The organism is Enterobacter sp. CFEC122, from assembly GCF_052983755.1.
The window spans coordinates 14261-32145 of the sequence record NZ_JBRIQR010000011.1; the positions used below are offsets into that span (position 1 = coordinate 14261).

General features: G+C 55.8%; 19 protein-coding genes and 2 tRNA genes. 14 read left to right on the plus strand and 7 right to left on the minus strand.

Features of this window, described 5'->3' with window-relative positions; translation table 11 throughout:
- Nucleotides 1-34: 34 nt before the first annotated feature.
- From ACVCAM_RS09620 to rnt, 4 genes are all read left to right on the plus strand, one after another.
- Nucleotides 35-634: a TetR/AcrR family transcriptional regulator gene (locus tag ACVCAM_RS09620; protein ID WP_070532611.1), complete on the plus strand. Its 600-nt coding sequence runs from the start codon at nucleotides 35-37 to the stop codon at nucleotides 632-634.
- Between the two features lie 54 nt (nucleotides 635-688).
- A complete protein-coding gene (gene nemA / locus ACVCAM_RS09625) occupies nucleotides 689-1786 on the plus strand; it encodes an alkene reductase (protein WP_039023853.1) in 1098 nt (365 codons plus the stop codon).
- A 100-nt stretch (nucleotides 1787-1886) separates the two neighbouring features.
- Entirely contained in the window at nucleotides 1887-2294 is a 408-nt protein-coding gene (gene gloA, locus ACVCAM_RS09630) for a lactoylglutathione lyase (RefSeq protein ID WP_008500591.1), read from the plus strand.
- 95 nt (nucleotides 2295-2389) lie between these two features.
- Nucleotides 2390-3049, plus strand: coding sequence for a ribonuclease T (gene rnt, locus ACVCAM_RS09635; RefSeq protein WP_008500592.1), 660 nt, complete (start codon nucleotides 2390-2392; stop codon nucleotides 3047-3049).
- A 75-nt stretch (nucleotides 3050-3124) separates the two neighbouring features.
- Here the strand turns inward: rnt and grxD are convergent, their stop codons facing one another.
- Entirely contained in the window at nucleotides 3125-3472 is a 348-nt protein-coding gene (grxD, locus tag ACVCAM_RS09640) for a monothiol glutaredoxin 4 (protein WP_003832760.1), read from the minus strand.
- A 338-nt stretch (nucleotides 3473-3810) separates the two neighbouring features.
- On the opposite strand from grxD, the gene ACVCAM_RS09645 reads away from it, so the two are divergent.
- Together ACVCAM_RS09645 and sodB are read left to right on the plus strand one after the other, a co-directional pair.
- Nucleotides 3811-4584, plus strand: a complete 774-nt coding sequence (locus ACVCAM_RS09645; RefSeq protein ID WP_023343969.1) for a C40 family peptidase — start codon at nucleotides 3811-3813, stop codon at nucleotides 4582-4584.
- Between the two features lie 122 nt (nucleotides 4585-4706).
- Nucleotides 4707-5288 carry a superoxide dismutase [Fe] gene (gene sodB / locus ACVCAM_RS09650; protein WP_063436416.1) on the plus strand — a complete coding sequence of 194 codons (582 nt, stop codon included), beginning with the start codon at nucleotides 4707-4709 and terminating at the stop codon, nucleotides 5286-5288.
- Nucleotides 5289-5326: 38 nt separating this feature from the next.
- Here sodB and ACVCAM_RS09655 read toward each other — a convergent pair whose 3' ends face one another.
- Together ACVCAM_RS09655 and cydH are read right to left on the minus strand one after the other, a co-directional pair.
- On the minus strand, nucleotides 5327-6493 hold the full coding sequence (locus ACVCAM_RS09655) for an MFS transporter (protein ID WP_063618002.1): 1167 nt from the start codon (nucleotides 6491-6493) through the stop codon (nucleotides 5327-5329).
- Between the two features lie 163 nt (nucleotides 6494-6656).
- Nucleotides 6657-6746 (minus strand): cytochrome bd-I oxidase subunit CydH, encoded by a 90-nt coding sequence (gene cydH, locus ACVCAM_RS09660; protein WP_008500596.1) that lies wholly within the window; start codon nucleotides 6744-6746, stop codon nucleotides 6657-6659.
- Between the two features lie 297 nt (nucleotides 6747-7043).
- On the opposite strand from cydH, the gene purR reads away from it, so the two are divergent.
- Entirely contained in the window at nucleotides 7044-8069 is a 1026-nt protein-coding gene (gene purR / locus ACVCAM_RS09665; protein ID WP_014883552.1) for an HTH-type transcriptional repressor PurR, read from the plus strand.
- A 17-nt stretch (nucleotides 8070-8086) separates the two neighbouring features.
- On the opposite strand, the gene punR is transcribed toward purR, so the two are convergent.
- Nucleotides 8087-8998, minus strand: coding sequence for a DNA-binding transcriptional activator PunR (gene punR / locus ACVCAM_RS09670; protein ID WP_008500598.1), 912 nt, complete (start codon nucleotides 8996-8998; stop codon nucleotides 8087-8089).
- 114 nt (nucleotides 8999-9112) lie between these two features.
- On the opposite strand from punR, the gene punC reads away from it, so the two are divergent.
- Both punC and cfa read left to right on the plus strand, forming a co-directional pair.
- Nucleotides 9113-10312: a purine nucleoside transporter PunC gene (punC, locus tag ACVCAM_RS09675; RefSeq protein ID WP_063618003.1), complete on the plus strand. Its 1200-nt coding sequence runs from the start codon at nucleotides 9113-9115 to the stop codon at nucleotides 10310-10312.
- Nucleotides 10313-10610: 298 nt separating this feature from the next.
- Complete coding sequence (gene cfa / locus ACVCAM_RS09680; protein WP_008500601.1) at nucleotides 10611-11759, plus strand: cyclopropane fatty acyl phospholipid synthase; 1149 nt, start codon at nucleotides 10611-10613, stop codon at nucleotides 11757-11759.
- A gap of 31 nt (nucleotides 11760-11790) precedes the next feature.
- Here the strand turns inward: cfa and ACVCAM_RS09685 are convergent, their stop codons facing one another.
- Nucleotides 11791-12432, minus strand: coding sequence for a riboflavin synthase subunit alpha (locus ACVCAM_RS09685; protein WP_407223276.1), 642 nt, complete (start codon nucleotides 12430-12432; stop codon nucleotides 11791-11793).
- A gap of 225 nt (nucleotides 12433-12657) precedes the next feature.
- Between ACVCAM_RS09685 and mdtK the strand changes: the two genes are divergently transcribed.
- The 4 genes from mdtK (at nucleotide 12658) to ACVCAM_RS09705 (ending at nucleotide 16057) form a co-directional block, all read left to right on the plus strand.
- Nucleotides 12658-14031: an MdtK family multidrug efflux MATE transporter gene (mdtK, locus tag ACVCAM_RS09690; protein ID WP_063618005.1), complete on the plus strand. Its 1374-nt coding sequence runs from the start codon at nucleotides 12658-12660 to the stop codon at nucleotides 14029-14031.
- A 153-nt stretch (nucleotides 14032-14184) separates the two neighbouring features.
- Nucleotides 14185-14261 (plus strand) — tRNA-Val (locus tag ACVCAM_RS09695).
- Nucleotides 14262-14265: 4 nt separating this feature from the next.
- A tRNA-Val gene (locus ACVCAM_RS09700) sits at nucleotides 14266-14342 on the plus strand.
- Between the two features lie 119 nt (nucleotides 14343-14461).
- Nucleotides 14462-16057 carry an FAD-NAD(P)-binding protein gene (locus ACVCAM_RS09705; protein WP_407223275.1) on the plus strand — a complete coding sequence of 532 codons (1596 nt, stop codon included), beginning with the start codon at nucleotides 14462-14464 and terminating at the stop codon, nucleotides 16055-16057.
- Nucleotides 16058-16085: 28 nt separating this feature from the next.
- Here ACVCAM_RS09705 and ACVCAM_RS09710 read toward each other — a convergent pair whose 3' ends face one another.
- Both ACVCAM_RS09710 and ACVCAM_RS09715 read right to left on the minus strand, forming a co-directional pair.
- The gene (locus ACVCAM_RS09710; RefSeq protein ID WP_008500605.1) at nucleotides 16086-16721 is read right to left on the minus strand and encodes a carbonic anhydrase; all 636 of its coding nucleotides are present in this window, start codon (nucleotides 16719-16721) and stop codon (nucleotides 16086-16088) included.
- A gap of 72 nt (nucleotides 16722-16793) precedes the next feature.
- Nucleotides 16794-17576 carry an MBL fold metallo-hydrolase gene (locus ACVCAM_RS09715; protein ID WP_069598169.1) on the minus strand — a complete coding sequence of 261 codons (783 nt, stop codon included), beginning with the start codon at nucleotides 17574-17576 and terminating at the stop codon, nucleotides 16794-16796.
- Nucleotides 17577-17701: 125 nt separating this feature from the next.
- Between ACVCAM_RS09715 and ACVCAM_RS09720 the strand changes: the two genes are divergently transcribed.
- Nucleotides 17702-17842, plus strand: coding sequence for a hypothetical protein (locus ACVCAM_RS09720; protein WP_008500607.1), 141 nt, complete (start codon nucleotides 17702-17704; stop codon nucleotides 17840-17842).
- Nucleotides 17843-17885: the final 43 nt, after the last annotated feature.

The following is a 17885-nucleotide window of genomic DNA, read 5'->3' on the forward strand; positions in this document are numbered from 1 at the left end:
TGCATTAGACCGAACGGTCTATTAGAGTGCGGCCATGAGCAGAAATACTGAACACGATACCCGCGAACATCTCCTGGCAACCGGCGAGCGTCTTTGCATGCATCGCGGGTTTACCGGTATGGGGTTGAGCGAGTTATTAAAAACCGCTGAGGTACCGAAGGGGTCGTTTTATCACTACTTCCGGTCCAAAGAAGCCTTTGGCGTGGCAATGCTGGAGCGTCATTACGCGGGCTACCACCAGCGTCTGGCGACCCACTTTGCGTCGGGTGAAGGAAACTATCGGGATCGTGTTCTGAACTACTATCAGGAAACGCTGAACCAGTTCTGTCAGCAGGGCATTATCAGCGGATGCCTGACGGTCAAGCTGTCTGCCGAGGTGTGCGATCTTTCCGAAGATATGCGCTCGGCGATGGATAAGGGTGCCCGCGGCGTGATCGCCCTGCTGGCCCAGGCGCTGGAAAAAGGCCGCGACGAAAAAACGCTGGCCTTTACCGGCGACCCCTTAATGCAGTCTCAGGTGCTCTATTCCCTGTGGTTAGGGGCCAATCTGCAGGCAAAAATTTCGCGCAGTGCCTTGCCGCTGGAAAGCGCGCTGGCACATGTGCAAAACAGCATTACTGCGCCTGGCGTATAACGGGCGCTTTTTATTTACTTTATTACTAGTCGACTGGTCTACTCAGGAGTCTTTATGTCAGCTGAAAAACTGTTTACCCCATTGAAAGTGGGTGCCGTCACGGCGCCAAACCGCGTGTTCATGGCTCCGCTGACCCGTCTGCGCAGCATTGAGCCGGGTGACATCCCAACCCCGCTGATGGGCGAATACTACCGTCAACGCGCAAGCTCTGGCCTGATCATTACGGAAGCCACGCAGATCTCTGCTCAGGCGAAGGGTTACGCCGGTGCGCCGGGCCTCCATAGCCCGGAGCAGATCGCGGCATGGCAGAAAATCACCGCGGGCGTTCACGCTGAAGAGGGCCGCATTGCGGTTCAGCTGTGGCACACCGGTCGTATCTCTCACAGCAGCATCCAGCCTGGCGGTCAGGCACCGGTCTCCGCGTCGGCCCTGAGCGCCAATACCCGTACGTCCCTGCGCGATGAAAACGGTAACGCGATCCGCGTGGATACCTCTATGCCGCGCGCGCTGGAGCTGGACGAAATCCCGGGGATTGTTAACGACTTCCGTCAGGCCGTGGCCAACGCCCGTGAAGCCGGCTTTGACCTGATTGAGCTGCACTCCGCGCATGGCTATCTGCTGCACCAGTTCCTGTCACCGTCGTCAAACCATCGCACCGATCAGTACGGCGGCAGCGTCGAAAACCGCGCCCGCCTGGTGCTGGAAGTGGTGGATGCGGTATGCAAGGAGTGGAGCCCGGACCGTATCGGGATCCGCGTCTCCCCAATCGGGTCTTTCCAGAACGTCGACAACGGCCCGAACGAGGAAGCGGATGCGCTCTATCTGATTGAAGAGCTGGCCAAACGCGGTATTGCCTATCTGCACATGTCCGAGCCTGACTGGGCCGGCGGTAAGCCTTACACTGAAGCCTTCCGCCAGAAAGTGCGCGAGCGCTTCCACGGCGTGATCATCGGTGCAGGTGCTTATACGCCTGAGAAAGCCGAAGATCTGATCAATAAAGGGCTGATCGATGCCGTCGCGTTTGGCCGCGACTACATCGCCAACCCGGATCTGGTTGCTCGTCTGCAGAAAAAAGCGGCACTCAACCCGCAGCGTCCGGAAAGCTTCTACGGCGGCGGCGCGGAAGGCTACACCGACTACCCTTCTCTGTAATCTCGCCATTGTTCATTGATAGCGGCGACACTTCGCCGCTATACTAAAACATCGTTTCTGTTCAAAAAGCTTTTTTATTCCATTGGTTAATGAGGAAATTATGCGCCTACTTCACACCATGCTGCGCGTTGGCGACCTGCAACGTTCAATCGATTTCTACACTAACGTCCTGGGCATGAAGCTGCTGCGCACCAGCGAAAACCCGGAATACAAATACTCGCTGGCATTCGTGGGTTACGGCCCGGAAACGGATGAAGCGGTGATCGAGCTGACCTACAACTGGGGCGTTGACAGCTATGAGCTGGGCACGGCCTACGGCCATATCGCGCTGGAAGTGGATAACGCGGCCGACGCGTGCGAACGCATTCGCAAAAATGGCGGTAACGTCACGCGCGAAGCGGGCCCGGTAAAAGGCGGCACCACCGTGATTGCGTTTGTGGAAGATCCGGACGGTTACAAAATCGAGCTGATTGAAGCCAAAGACGCCGGTCGCGGTCTGGGCAACTGATCCCTCAGGGCGCAACGTGCGCCCGTAGTTTTACTGCATCACCCCGCAAAATTTGCCATAATGCGCTCTGCTTTTTCCCCATGTAAGAGACCCTGATGTCCGATAACGCTCAATTTAGCGGTCTGTGCGACCGTTTTCGTGGTTTTTATCCCGTTGTCATTGATGTAGAAACAGCCGGATTTAACGCTAAAACCGATGCGCTGCTCGAAATTGCCGCCATCACGCTGAAGATGGATGAACAGGGCTGGCTTACACCGGACACCACGCTGCATTTCCACGTTGAACCTTTCGAAGGGGCAAACTTACAGCCGGAAGCGCTGGCGTTTAACGGTATCGATCCGCATAACCCGTTGCGCGGTGCCGTCAGTGAATATGATGCGCTGCACGCCATTTTTAAAATGGTGCGCAAAGGCATGAAGGAGAGCAACTGCAGCCGCGCCATTATGGTGGCTCATAACGCCACCTTCGATCACAGCTTTACCATGGCCGCCGCCGAGCGGGCCGCGCTCAAGCGCAACCCCTTCCACCCGTTTGTGACCTTCGATACCGCCGCGCTGAGCGGCCTGGCGCTGGGACAAACGGTGTTATCAAAGGCCTGTATTACGGCTGGCATTCCGTTCGATGGCACGCAGGCGCACTCCGCGCTGTATGACACGGAGCGTACCGCAGAGCTGTTCTGTGAGATCGTCAACCGCTGGAAGCGTCTGGGCGGCTGGCCGCTGCCGATGGATGATGAGGCCGAGCGCCAATCGTAGGTCGGGTAAGCGCAGCGCCACCCGACAAAAAAAAAGCGACCCCATAGCAGGTCGCTTTTTTATTTCCGCAGAAAGTTACTCTGCGTCCGGCTCTTCCGTTTTGTACTTCGCCGCGGTTTCTTTGATCAGCTGCTGCAGTTCGCCGCGCTGATACATTTCAATCAGGATATCGCAGCCGCCAACCAGTTCACCGTCTACCCACAGCTGTGGGAAGGTCGGCCAGTTCGCGTACTTAGGCAGCTCAGCGCGGATGTCCGGGTTCTGCAGGATATCAACGTAAGCAAAACGCTCACCACAGGCAGACAGCGCCTGAACCGCTTGCGCGGAGAAGCCGCAGCTTGGCAGCTTTGGAGAACCTTTCATATACAGCAGAATCGGGTTTTCAGCGATCTGGCGCTGGATTTTTTCAATAGTGGTGCTCATGTCTTGCTTCCTTTAACTTCTGTTACGGCATTCGTCTGACATTGTAGCGGTTCAGACTGGCATCGGAAAATAACATTTTTGTCACGTATAGACATTCTACTCCGAGTGATGAAAAGTTGCATTGCAAATGGTGTTTACCCCTGCGTCAGTCAGGGTTTTGCTTAGGGAATGGGCAAATGTACGACAGAACGATGAATTTTTTTGCACTTGCTAACGAAACAGGATCGTAGATTGAAAAATGCTATTAACTTTCTGGCTTTTTATGGATTAGAATCGACGGGCTTTGTAAATCACACGCGGGTATTATTGATGACCTGCATTTATCAGGGGACTGCCCAGTGGCGCGGATAACTAAAATCTCGATCACGCTCTGTGCTTTACTGTTTACTTCACTCACCTTCACGCCAGTGGCAAACGCCTCTCAGCAGGCGCGGCATTCTGCTGTACAAAAAAACCATCTGGTGAAAGCCACAGAACGTAAGAAAAAAACCACCGCTAAGAACGACAAGAAAAAGACAACCACACAGACTAAAAAAACCGCTTCCAGCAAGACGAAAACCACCTCTTCCCGCACAGCCCACACCGCCAAAAGTAAAGCTTCGCAAACCGCCGCTAACCTCGTGACTGAAAAATGCATCGCGCGTAAAGGCCATAAGGCGAAATGCACCAAGGTCACCAAAATAGCGGAAGTGCATAAAGTGCGCGTCCAGAAAGCGCAAAAAACTGCAATGAACAAGCTGATGGGGCAGATTGGCAAACCTTATCACTGGGGCGGGACTTCGCCACGTACCGGTTTTGACTGCAGCGGCCTCGTCTATTACGCCTATAAAGATCTGGTCAAGTTCCGCATTCCGCGCACCGCCAACGAGATGTACCACCTGCGCGATGCTTCCCCGGTCAACCGTGGAGAGTTGGAGAACGGCGATCTGGTCTTCTTCCGCACGCAGGGCCGCGGGACGGCTGACCACGTTGGCGTCTATGTCGGCAACGGAAAATTCATCCAGTCACCGCGTAGCGGCCAGGATATTCAGATCACCTCGCTCAGTGAAGACTACTGGGTACGCCATTACGTCGGCGCGCGTCGCGTGATGACGCCGAAAACCATTCGCTAACCCCTACCCTGCCACACCCGTGGCAGGGTAAGTTCCTCTTTTGCATACCCTTTCAATTTGCTATCCTGTCCTTGTTGTCTGTGTGGTTATTGGCAACACAAAATACAATAAGGAGAGAAGCAATGTCGTTCGAATTACCTGCACTACCGTATGCAAAAGACGCCCTGGCCCCGCACATTTCTGCGGAAACCCTGGAATATCACTACGGCAAGCATCACCAGACGTACGTCACCAACCTCAACAACCTTATCAAGGGCACCGATTTTGAAGGCAAAACGCTGGAAGAAATCGTGCGCAGTTCTGAGGGTGGCGTATTCAACAACGCCGCTCAGGTGTGGAACCACACCTTCTACTGGCACTGCCTGGCGCCAAACGCCGGTGGCGAACCTGTCGGTGAACTGGCTACCGCCATCAACGCCGCCTTTGGCAGCTTCGCGGAATTCAAAGCGAAATTCACCGATGCCGCCATCAAGAACTTCGGTTCAGGCTGGACGTGGCTGGTCAAAGAGGCGGATGGCAAACTGGCTATCGTGTCTACCTCTAACGCAGGCACCCCGCTGACCACCAGCGCGAAGCCGCTGATGACCGTGGACGTATGGGAACACGCTTACTACATCGATTACCGTAACGCGCGCCCTAACTACCTGGAGCACTTCTGGGCACTGGTTAACTGGGACTTTGTGGCGAAGAACTTCACCGCGTAAGAGACACGCAGAAGGGTTCGCCCTTCTGCGTTTTTGGTTTATTCCGCAGCGCAGGCTGCTTCTGGCTGTTTACGACCCGACATCATCACCAGCAGCAGACCGAGCGCGGCAACAATCGCCCCCATCACCGGCACAAAACTGTACCCCAGCCCACCGGAAATCACGGCCCCACCGGCCGCCGCACCGAGCGCATTGCCCAGGTTGAAAGCACCAATATTGACCGAGGATGAGAGGCCCGGCGCTTCATGCGCGACGCGCATCACGCGCATCTGCAGCGGTGGCACCACCGCGAACGTTGCAGCCCCCCAGACGACCATTGCGATCGCGGCACCAAACTCGTTGCGCGCCAGCCACGGAATGGCGATCATGATAACAATCAGCAGGGTTAAGAAGCCCTTCAGCGTTCCGCTCACGGAACGGTCGGCAAATTTCCCGCCGAGATAGTTGCCAATCGAGAAGCCCACGCCAATCAGCACCAGCATCGCGGTAACGAAGAGTGGCGTTGCGTGGGTGATGTCATGCAGCACCGGTGAAATATAGGTATAGAGGGTAAACATCGCCCCTGCCCCCAGCACGGTGGTCAGCAGCGCGGAGAGCACCTGCGGGCGCATCAGCACCGCCAGCTCCTTACGCACTTCCGGACGTTCTCCGGCGCTGCCCTTTGGCAGGGAGAAGAACAAGGCCACCATCGCGACCACGCCCAGTCCAGCCGTCGCCAGGAAGGACATCCGCCAGCCAATGACCTCGCCCAGCCAGGTTGCCGCAGGAACGCCGCCGATGTTAGCGATGGTCAGGCCCATAAACATGGTGGCTACGGCGCTGGCCTGCTTGTGTTTCGGCACCACGCTTGCCGCCACAACCGACCCCAGCCCAAAGAACGCGCCGTGGTTAAGGCTGGTCAGAATACGCGAAAGCATCAACGTGGTGTAGTCCGGCGAAATGGCCGAAAGCACGTTGCCGAGGGTGAAAATCGCCATCAGGAAAATCAGCGCATTGCGGCGCGCGCGGTGTGAAAGGAGAAGCGTCATCAGCGGCGCCCCCACCATCACGCCAATGGCGTAGGCGCTGATTAACATGCCGGCCGCAGGGATCGAGACGTCCACGCCGCGGGCGATAACGGGCAGTAACCCCATCGGGGAAAATTCAGTGGTGCCAATCCCAAAAGCGCCAATCGCCAGGGCCAGCAGGGGAAAATTGATTTTCATGCGTCAACTCCGGATGCCGTGTCATGTGGTGACACAGAACAAAGAAGCGGAAAGCATGACATCAATCACAAAAAATGAGAAGTTTACAAAATGGCAAAAGATTTTTGCCTTAGGAGTAACAATCGAGGTGAGCGGGAGGGAGAAGGCTCTCCCTCCGCGTAAATCAGTGCAGCGCGGCCGTCAGACCCGCCGCGACAATCAGAGCCAGCACAACCACGGTGGTGAACAGCGAAAACTTCAGATCGGAACTCATCAATTTTTCTCCTTTTAATCCCCCCACGAAAAGTGAGCCTGCTCATTTTTGCATAATTTACGTCAAAAATCTTCCTAGATTTAGGCTGATAAACACTTTACCTCTTCCCCTTTTCATCAAGATAGGACAAAATTCCACGCTAAATTTATTAGCGTACCGGCCATTGACCCCCTCCTGACGTCCCGTGTCGTTTTCCCGGCGTGCCGCAATTCAAGATTGCGTGATAAGGGTGAGAGAAGGCAAACGTTTACCTTCAAGTTTTTCAGGAGTTTAGGATATGGTCTGGAGTGACATTTAATGGCAACAATTAAAGACGTAGCAAAACGCGCAAACGTTTCCACTACAACCGTATCACATGTAATTAACAAAACCCGCTTTGTGGCGGAAGAGACGCGCAACGCCGTCTGGGCAGCGATCAAAGAGCTGCACTATTCGCCAAGTGCGGTTGCGCGCAGCCTCAAGGTTAATCACACCAAATCCATTGGATTGCTGGCGACCAGCAGTGAAGCGGCCTATTTTGCCGAGATCATAGAAGCGGTAGAGAAGAACTGCTTCCAGAAAGGCTATACCCTGATTCTGGGCAACGCGTGGAACAGCATAGAAAAACAGCGCGCCTACCTGTCGATGATGGCGCAAAAGCGCGTCGATGGCCTGCTGGTCATGTGTTCCGAGTACCCGGAATCCGTGCTGTCGATGCTGGAAGAGTATCGCCATATCCCCATGGTGGTCATGGACTGGGGTGAAGCGCGCGCGGACTTCACCGACTCCGTTATCGACAACGCCTTCGAAGGCGGTTACATGGCGGGTCGTTACCTGATCGAACGCGGTCACCGCGAGATTGGCGTGATCCCCGGTCCGCTGGAGCGTAACACCGGCGCGGGCCGTCTGGCCGGTTTTATGAAAGCGATGGAAGAAGCGCTCATCACCGTGCCGGAAAACTGGATCGTGCAGGGCGACTTTGAGCCGGAATCAGGCTACCGCGCGATGCAGCAGATCGTTTCCCAGCAGCACCGCCCGACCGCCGTTTTCTGCGGCGGTGACATCATGGCCATGGGCGCGCTCTGCGCCGCCGATGAGCTGGGTTTGCGCGTACCGCAGGATATTTCCGTGATCGGGTATGACAACGTGCGTAACGCGCGCTTCTTCACCCCGGCGCTGACAACCATTCACCAGCCAAAAGATTCGCTGGGCGAAACGGCCTTCAATATGCTGCTGGACAGAATCGTCAACAAGCGCGAAGAGTCGCAGTCCATTGAAGTTCACCCGCGCCTGATTGAACGCCGTTCCGTTGCGGACGGTCCGTTCCGCGACTACCGTCGTTAATCCCTTGACGGGGCCAGCTACGCTGGCTCCCGTAACCATTCCCGGTTTAGGGTTTCGCTGTCCCCCAGATAATCCAGCAGCCAGGCCATGGCGGGCGAGACATCATTTTGTTGCCAGGTCAGGCAGCAGGCTGCGTCCGGGAACGGATTCTCCAGCGTCAGTTCAACCCATTCTCCGGTATCGATGCGTGGACGCGCAAAATGAGCGGGCACCATCGCGACGCACAGCCCGGCGCTGAGGCACGTCGCCGATGATTCCCAGTCAGGAGCCACCACCCGCCGCTGGTTATCCAGAAGCCAGGTGATACGCTTGGGCAATGAACGGGACGTATCCTCCAGCACCAGCGACGGCCAGTTGCGCAGCGTATCGTCGCTCAGCGGACCTTCCATCGCTGCCAGAGGATGATCGCTGGCCACCACGCATTTCCAGCTCAGCATCCCCATGTCGCGAAAGGCGTAACGTCCCCCGACCGGGATCGCCTGCGTCGCGCCAATCGCCATCTCCGCCCTGCCGTCCGCCAGCGCATCCCAGACGCCGTTGAACACCTCCTGCGAGACCCGTAGCTCGACGTCAGAGAAATGACGATAGAAATCCACGATCATCTGCCGGGTGCGTTCCGGCTTCACGATGTTATCTACCGCGATGGCGAGATGCCCCCGCCAGCCGTTGGCGATCTGCTGACACTGTTCGCGGGTGATCTGCATTTTTTTGATAACAGAACGCCCTTCTTTCAAAAACCATGCTCCGGCGGGCGTTAATTCCACGTCGCGATGCCGCCGTTCAAACAGCGGAACCGCCAGCCACTCCTCAAGCTGACGCACCGTGTAGCTGATGGCCGAAGGGACGCGGTGCAACTCCTGCGCTGCACCGCTAAAGCTGCCGTTACGCGCAACAGCATCGACCACTTCAAGAGAATAATCTGACCACATTTTCTGCCTGCAAAAAATTTGAATGCACACGCCAAATATTAGCGTTTCACAAGCCGCTTTGCACTCCCTACACTCTGCGCCAACGTACACCTGCCTCCTCAGGAGAATAAAAGAATGCAACCCAGGAAAGGATTTTTAGTCTGGCTCGGCGGCTTAAGCGTGCTGGGCTTTTTGGCCACCGACATGTACCTGCCCGCGTTTGCCGCGATGCAGGAAGACCTGCAAACCCCTGCCGCGGCCATCAGCGCCAGCCTGAGCCTGTTCCTTGCCGGTTTTGCTTTCGCCCAGCTGCTCTGGGGACCGCTCTCGGATCGCTTCGGTCGTAAACCGGTGCTGCTGCTGGGTCTGGCCATTTTTGCCGTGGGCTGCCTGGGGATGCTGTGGGTGCGCGATGCTACCTGGCTGCTGGTGCTGCGCTTCGTTCAGGCCGTGGGCGTCTGTGCTGCGGCGGTGACCTGGCAGGCGCTGGTGACCGACTCCTACCCGGCTAACCGCACAAACCGTATTTTCGCCACCATTATGCCGCTGGTGGGCCTCTCCCCTGCCCTGGCTCCGCTGCTGGGCAGCTGGATCCTCGCGCACTTTGACTGGCAGGCCATTTTTGCCACGCTGTTTGCCATCACGCTGGTGCTGATGCTGCCGGCGTTTGCCCTTAAGCCCGCGCATAAAAAAGAGGCGCATGCCGACGCGACGCCGATTACCTTCACCTCCCTGCTGAGCGCCAAAGCGTATCGCGGGAATGTCCTGATTTATGCCGCCTGTTCGGCCAGCTTCTTCGCGTGGCTCACCGGCTCGCCGTTTATTCTGCACGATATGGGCTACAGCCCGGCGGCCATCGGTCTGAGCTATGTTCCGCAGACCATCGCGTTCCTGGTGGGCGGGTACGGCTGCCGCGCGGCGCTGCAAAAATGGGAAGGTCAGCAGATGCTGCCATGGCTGCTGGTGCTGTATGCCCTGAGCGTTATCGGGACCTGGGCCGTCGGGTTTATTCCGGGCGCGGGCCTGGCTGAAATTTTGATCCCCTTCTGCGTGATGGCCGTGGCGAACGGGGCGATTTACCCTATCGTTGTGGCACAGGCGTTACGTCCGTTCCCGCAGGCGACAGGCCGCGCCGCCGCGCTGCAAAATACCCTGCAGCTGGGTCTGTGCTTCCTCGCAAGTCTGGTGGTCTCGGCGCTGATTGCCACGCCGCTGTTGACCACCACCAGCGTGATGCTGTTCACCGTAGCGCTGGCGGTATTGGGTTACCGCATGCAGGCGTCCGCGCAGCGCGAGCAGGATAACGGCGCGCAGGTGGAAACTTCGCATGCCTGATTGCGCCAGAAATCATGTTACATTTCAGTGATTAGGTTGCTAACAATTTTCTATTGAATCACCAAATTTTGAGGCCTATACTAAATTTGGTTCGATTAAATACGATAAATATTAAGTGTTAACGGGAGCCGGAGTGCTCCCGTTTTACCATGGAAGGCATTTCGGCAAGGGTTATCTCCCTTCCTCTGTTCTACGTCGGATACTAGCCTCGCGGTATTTACCGTGAGATTTCTCACAAACCAAAAAAAGCGTCTACGCTGTTTGAAGGTTCTGATCACATCAGGGTGATGGAGAAGCTATGAGTTCATCGTGTATAGAAGAAGTCAGCGTTCCGGACGACAACTGGTCCCGGATCGTCAGTGAACTGTTAGGTCGAGCAGGCATCACTATCAACGGATCTTCGCCATCCGATCCCCAGGTAAAACATCCCGACTTTTTTAAACGCGTGTTGCGGGAAGGATCGTTAGGCCTGGGAGAAAGTTATATGGACGGCTGGTGGGAGTGCGAACGTCTGGATATCTTTTTTGCCAGCGTGTTGCGCGCCGGTCTGGAAAATCAACTCCCCCGCAATCTGAAAGACACCCTGCGTGTCGCCTCTGCCCGACTGTTTAACTTGCAAAGTAAAAAACGCGCCTGGATCGTCGGCAAAGAACATTACGATCTCGGCAACGACCTGTTCAGCCGCATGCTGGACCCTTTCATGCAATATTCCTGCGCCTACTGGAAAGACGCGTCGACGCTTGAGGAAGCACAGCAGGCCAAGCTGCGCCTGATCAGCGAGAAGCTGCAGCTACAGCCCGGCATGCGCGTGCTGGATATCGGCTGCGGCTGGGGCGGGCTGGCGTATTTTATGGCGAAGCACTACGGCGTCAGCGTGGTCGGCGTGACGATCTCAGCGGAACAGCAAAAAATGGCGCGGGAGCGCTGTCAGGGTCTTGATGTGGATATCCGGCTGCAGGACTACCGTGACCTGAACGAGCAGTTCGACCGGATCGTTTCCGTCGGCATGTTCGAGCACGTGGGGCCAAAAAACTACGACACCTACTTTGAGGTGGTGGATCGTAATTTGAAACCGGACGGCCTCTTCCTGCTGCACACCATCGGCTCTAAGCGGACCGATAACAACGTTGACCCGTGGATCAATAAATACATCTTTCCGAATGGTTGTTTACCGTCCGTTCGCCAGATTGCCAATGCCAGTGAATCCCATTTCGTGATGGAAGACTGGCATAACTTTGGCGCGGACTACGACACCACCTTAATGGCGTGGCATGAACGTTTCCAGAAAGCCTGGCCCGAGATTGCGGACAACTATTCAGAACGATTTAAACGGATGTTTAGCTATTATCTGAATGCCTGCGCGGGGGCGTTTCGCGCACGGGATATTCAGCTCTGGCAGGTGGTATTCAGCCGGGGGATTGAACACGGACTGCGTGTCGCACGCTAAAAAAATAACCCCGGATAACCGGGGTTATTTTTTATTCATCTTCTGCGGTCTTTATTATTGCGGCTTCTTTTGCTGCAAGCACGCGCTCCACCGTATCAACCACGGCCTGGGTTTGCGGATCGATTTCGATATTCACGCGATGCCCCAATTTTTTCGCGCCCAGCGTGGTGCGCTGCAGCGTTTCAGGAATTAAATGCACGCAAAAACGCGTTGGCGTCACTTCTCCCACCGTCAGGCTAATCCCGTCAATGCCAATAAATCCTTTATAGAGGATGTATTTCATTAATGACGGGTCCTGCATTTTAAACCAGATTTGACGGTTATTTTCCGAGGTCACGATTTTCGCCACTTCGGCAGTGGTCATGATGTGCCCGGACATCAAATGGCCGCCAATCTCATCGCTGAACTTCGCCGCGCGCTCAACGTTGACGGTATCGCCTACCACCAGCTCGCCCAGGTTAGTGATCCGCAGCGTCTCTTTCATTAAATCAAAGCTAATCTGGTTGCCGTTAATTTCGGTCACGGTCAGGCAGCAGCCGTTATGGGCAATCGAGGCACCGGTTTCGACGCCCTCAAGCATATATTCCGGCAGCTCAACAACATGAGTACGGAAATTAGGTTTTTCATCAATGGACACCACTTTGGCAGTGCCCTGCACAATACCAGTAAACATGCTTACAACTCCTGTTTTTTCCGAACGGTGATGACACCGTTTAATCCCTCCACAATAACAGTTGGAAAAACAGGTTGCCAGCGGAGCGCATTTTCTGGCGATTTTTTCACTAGATAAATAGCTAAAGCCCGCTACAATAGCTGGCACCCCCCTGCATTTTCTTCTTGCTGCCCGTTTCGGCGGCTTTTTTAGTCTCTCAAATAACTACAAAATAAAGGTGTTCACGTGCAGAAGTACATGAATGAAGCGCGCCAGTTATTGGCACTGGCTATACCCGTGATCGTCGCGCAGGTGGCCCAGACCGCAATGGGATTTGTGGATACGGTAATGGCAGGTGGCTACAGCGCCACCGACATGGCGGCCGTGGCTATCGGCACGTCAATCTGGCTTCCGGCCATCCTCTTCGGTCACGGTCTGCTGCTCGCGCTCACGCCTGTTATCGCTCAGCTCAATGGCTCGGGGCGCCGCGAGCGCATTGCCCATCAGGTCCGCCAGGGTTTCTGGCTGGCCGGGTTTGTCTCTGTGCTGATCATGGTCGTGCTCTGGAACGCGGGCCATATCATTCGCGCTATGCATAACATTGACCCGGCCCTGGCGGACAAAGCCGTGGGCTATCTGCGCGCCCTGCTCTGGGGGGCGCCTGGATATCTCTTCTTCCAGGTGGCGCGTAACCAGTGTGAAGGTCTGGCGAAAACCAAGCCCGGCATGGTGATGGGCTTTATCGGGCTGCTGGTCAACATCCCGGTTAACTATGTCTTTATTTACGGTCATTTCGGGATGCCGGAGCTGGGCGGCGTCGGCTGCGGCGTGGCGACGGCCGCCGTTTACTGGGTCATGTTCTTCTCAATGCTTACCTTCGTGAAGCGCGCCCGCTCCATGCGTGATATTCGTAACGAGAACAGATTCAGCACGCCGGACTGGAACATCATGACGCGCCTGGTGCAGTTAGGGTTGCCGATTGCCCTTGCGCTGTTCTTTGAGGTGACCCTGTTTGCCGTGGTCGCCCTGCTGGTCTCCCCGCTGGGCATTGTGAACGTCGCCGGGCATCAGATTGCGCTCAACTTCAGCTCCCTGATGTTTGTCCTGCCGATGTCGCTGGCCGCAGCAGTGACGATTCGCGTGGGCTTCCGCCTGGGGCAAGGCTCGACGCTCGATGCGCAAACCGCCGCGCGCACCGGACTGGGCGTCGGCGTCTGCATGGCCATTTGCACGGCGTTTTTTACCGTGGCGCTGCGCGAGCAGATTGCCTTGCTCTACAACGACAATCCGGAAGTCGTCGCGCTGGCCTCGCACCTGATGCTGCTGGCCGCGATTTACCAGATTTCGGACTCCATCCAGGTGATTGGCAGCGGGGTGCTGCGCGGCTATAAAGACACGCGTTCCATTTTCTTTATCACCTTCATCGCCTACTGGGTGCTGGGTCTGCCGTGTGGGTATATTCTGGCCCTGACCGACCTGGTGGTTGACCGCATGGGACCGGCGGGGTTCTGGATGGGCTTTATCATCGGCCTGACGTCGGCGGCAATTATGATGATGTTGCGCATGCGCTTCCTGCAGCGCCAGCCATCAACGATCATTTTGCAACGCGCTGCACGTTAAATACGCAGTAGCCGCCCCCCGGCGGCTACTTTCTCTTCACTTTGCGCGGTAATACAGCAATCGCGTGAAATCAGAGAGAAAATTGCATTTTCCCTCTTGCCACCTCGGTGCTGTGCCGCTAATATTCGTCCCCGTTGTCACCGACAACACGTTGCGTTCATAGCTCAGTTGGTTAGAGCACCACCTTGACATGGTGGGGGTCGTTGGTTCGAGTCCAATTGAACGCACCATTCTGCGTCCGTAGCTCAGTTGGTTAGAGCACCACCTTGACATGGTGGGGGTCGGTGGTTCGAGTCCACTCGGACGCACCATTTCAGTCCTGAAATGGTGCAAATTCTCCTCAGTTACCCTGAATTTTCTTAATCCCTTATTTTCATCATTATTCTCCTGCTACGCTTTTCCTATGGAAAGAAACACAGGAAACGTGTTGATGAAGAAGATCGCGATTATCGGCTCTGGCCCCACGGGAATTTACACCTTTTATCATCTGCTTAATAACAATACCCCACTCTCCGTTTCCGTCTTTGAACAGGCCGATGAAGCTGGCGTGGGCATGCCCTATAACGATGACGATAATTCCCGGCTGATGCTGGCGAACATTGCGAGCATTGAAATCCCGCCCATTTTTATGACCTACCTCGACTGGCTTAAGGAGCAAAGCGACGACCATCTGGCGCGCTTTAAAGTTGATAAAGCCAGCCTGCACGATCGGCAGTTCCTGCCCAGGCTCCTGTTGGGAGAGTATTTTCGCGACAGCTTTCGTTCAATCGTAAAAGAGGCGAAAAAGCTGGGCTTCCAGGTTGAGGTCCATGAATCTGCGAAGGTCACCGACATCAACCCTTCGACAACCGGCGTGACGATTTCGGTCAATGACCGCACCTTAGCGGATAAATTCGACCTGGCGGTTATTGCCACCGGCCACGTCTGGCCAGAGGAGGATGAAGCCACGCGCACGTTCTTCCCAAGCCCGTGGTCCGGCCTGATGGACGCCCGCATTCCCCCTTGCCGCGTGGGCATTATGGGCACCTCATTGAGCGGTCTGGACGCGGCTATGGCGGTGGTGATGCAGCACGGCGAGTTTCGTGACGGTAAATTCATCCTCGACAGCGGCAGCGAAGGGTTACACATTACGCTGATGTCACGGACGGGCATTCTCCCGGAAGCCGATTTTTACTGCCCCATCCCTTATGAACCGCTGTCGGTATTGACCGAATTCGTAGTGGAAAGCGAGATAGCCAAAGGACCGGATGGCCTGCTTGACCGAGTCTTTGCCCTGATGGTGAAAGAGCTTGAACTCGCCGACCCGGCGTGGTGCGAGAAAATGTCTCTGCGTACGCTTAATGCGGACACCATTCGTGAGGCCTGGTTTGAGGATCGTAAGCGCCACGGGCCCTTTACCTGGGCGGAAGAGAATCTCAACGAGGTTGAACGCAATAAACGCGAACGGCGCACCGTGGCCTGGCGCTATACCGTCCTTCGACTGCATGAGGTGGTTCAGGAGATTGTGCCCCACCTCAACGAAGAGGACAGAAAACGCTTTAAGCAGGGCCTGGCTCGCGTGTTTATCGACAATTATGCTGCCATCCCGCCGCAGTCTATTCGCAGGCTGCTTGCGCTTCGCGAGGCCGGCATCATTAGCGTGGCGGCGCTCGGCGATGATTACACGCTTGATGCCGGCAGCAATCGGACAGTCATCACCACACAAGAGACCGTTTATCGTTTCGACGTCTTTATTGATGCGCGCGGGCAAAAGCCGCTTAAAACAAACGATCTGCCTTTCCCATCGCTGCGCAGACAGCTTGAGGAGACGGGCGATGAGATCCCCGACATCGGCGAGGATTACACGTTACAAGCGCCAGAAACGGTTCGTGGGCGCATCGCCTTCGGCGCAATACCGTGGCTGATGCACGATCGTCCCTTCGTTCAGGGGCTGGCAGAGTGTGCGGAGATTGCAGAAGCGATGGCGAAGGCGGCTGAAAAACCGGCCTCAGGTATACGGCGTCGGTTACCGTACATGGAGAACTGACAGGGCTTCCATGCCCTGCAACGCGAGATTATTCGAAGAACACTTCCGGGTTTTCAGACAGCGAGACGAAGCTTTTCGTCGCTTTATCCAGGGCGAGAATTTTGCCGCTTTCAATGTCGTATACCCAGCCGTGCAGGCGAAGCGAGTTATTACGCAGGCCCACCGCGACGGACGGGTGGGTCTTGATGTTGCTGAGCTGCGCAAAGACGTTTTCCTGCACCATCGCATTCACTTTATCGATCGGCTTATCCCAGCTTTTTTTCTCTACCACGGCTTTTGCCGCGTCGGAATAGCGCAGCCAGTGCGATACAGCAGGCATCGGCTCCAGGTTCGCGTTATCGGCAATCGCCTTCATCGCGCCGCAGTTGGAGTGGCCGCAGATCACGATGTCGGTCACGCCCAGCGCCACTACCGCGTACTCGATAGTTGCAGAGACGCCGCCTGGCTCCGGCCCGAACGGTGGAACAATGTTGCCAGCATTACGAATAACAAAGAGTTGTCCCGGCTCTTGCTGGGTGACCAGTTCAGGGACCAGACGGCTGTCGGAGCAGGAGATAAACAGCGCTTTGGGATTCTGGCTGGACGCTAAACTGCGAAAGAGCTCTTTACGTTGCGGGAAAATCTCTTTTTGAAAGCTGAGAAAACCTTCAATGATATGTTGCATAGCAATTTCTCTTTTATCTGTTTTCGTTTAGGCATGATCGAGATCACACTCGCAAAGTTTACCCACCGTGCTTCACTTGAGACAAGCAATATATTTCTGGCCCGACCGCTGCACGATGTCATCGGCGTTTGCCGGAATGTTCTGCCCTTCGAACGCGCCGTAAAGACGGGCGAACGATTTTCCCGCCAGGCGCCGGGTAACGTCCTCAACCGTACGGGCAGGCAGCGGAAGCATATTCGGGTAGCTCCACATGAACGACACGGCCTCTTTCCCTGGGGTCACCTGCAAAATATCTCCCGCCAGTAAAACGCCCTCGCCCTCCTGCCAGTGCAGTACCGTTCCGCCCGCAAAATGCCCGCCGAGACGCAGCAGCGTAACCGACGGGACTATCTCCAGCGCATCGCCATCCCAGAAATGAATCGCCGGGCTGTCGCGCATCACCCATTCGCTATCGCTCACGTGCAGATAGACCGGCGCGTCGAAAGCCGCGGCCCACTCCTGCATCGTGGTGTAATAGTGCGGATGAGAAATCGCAATCGCGCGAAGGCCGCCGAGTGCGGCGATCAGCGTTTGGGTTGCAGGATCAAGGTTGGCGATGCAGTCCCAGAGAATGTTACCGTGGGGGGTACGCAGGAGGAGTGCCCGCTGGTTAATGGCAAAAGCGGGTACCGTCTTGATACTGAATAAGTGCGGCTCCAGCTGCTGCCATTTGTTGGCGTGTGTTGCCGTTACCGTCGCGTAATCGATCCACGCCTGGCCGCTGGCCGGGACATACTGACGTTCATCCTCGCAAATGGCACATCTCTCCGGCGTTCCCTCATAAGAAGTACCGCAGGTTCTACAGAGTGTAATCATGAGCGCTCCTCAGTGATAAAGCACTGAGTATGGCAGGGATTATCCTTATGTGCTGCGAGGTACATTGCTGGCGTTTTTTACCCTATACTGTGCCAGTATCAAAAACCGAACAGAGCAGGTGCAAGATGGAAATTGATCTCGATAACTTAGTTTTTAACGGTCTGGATGAAGCGGAAGAGCGTAACGCAGAACGTCTGGACGATGCGGATAAAAAAGCGCAGGCGATTATTGCCGACGACGACTGCGGCGACGCCTGCAAGATCTGATAAAAAAGCACCGGAAAACCGGTGCTTTTTTCATTGCGGGGAA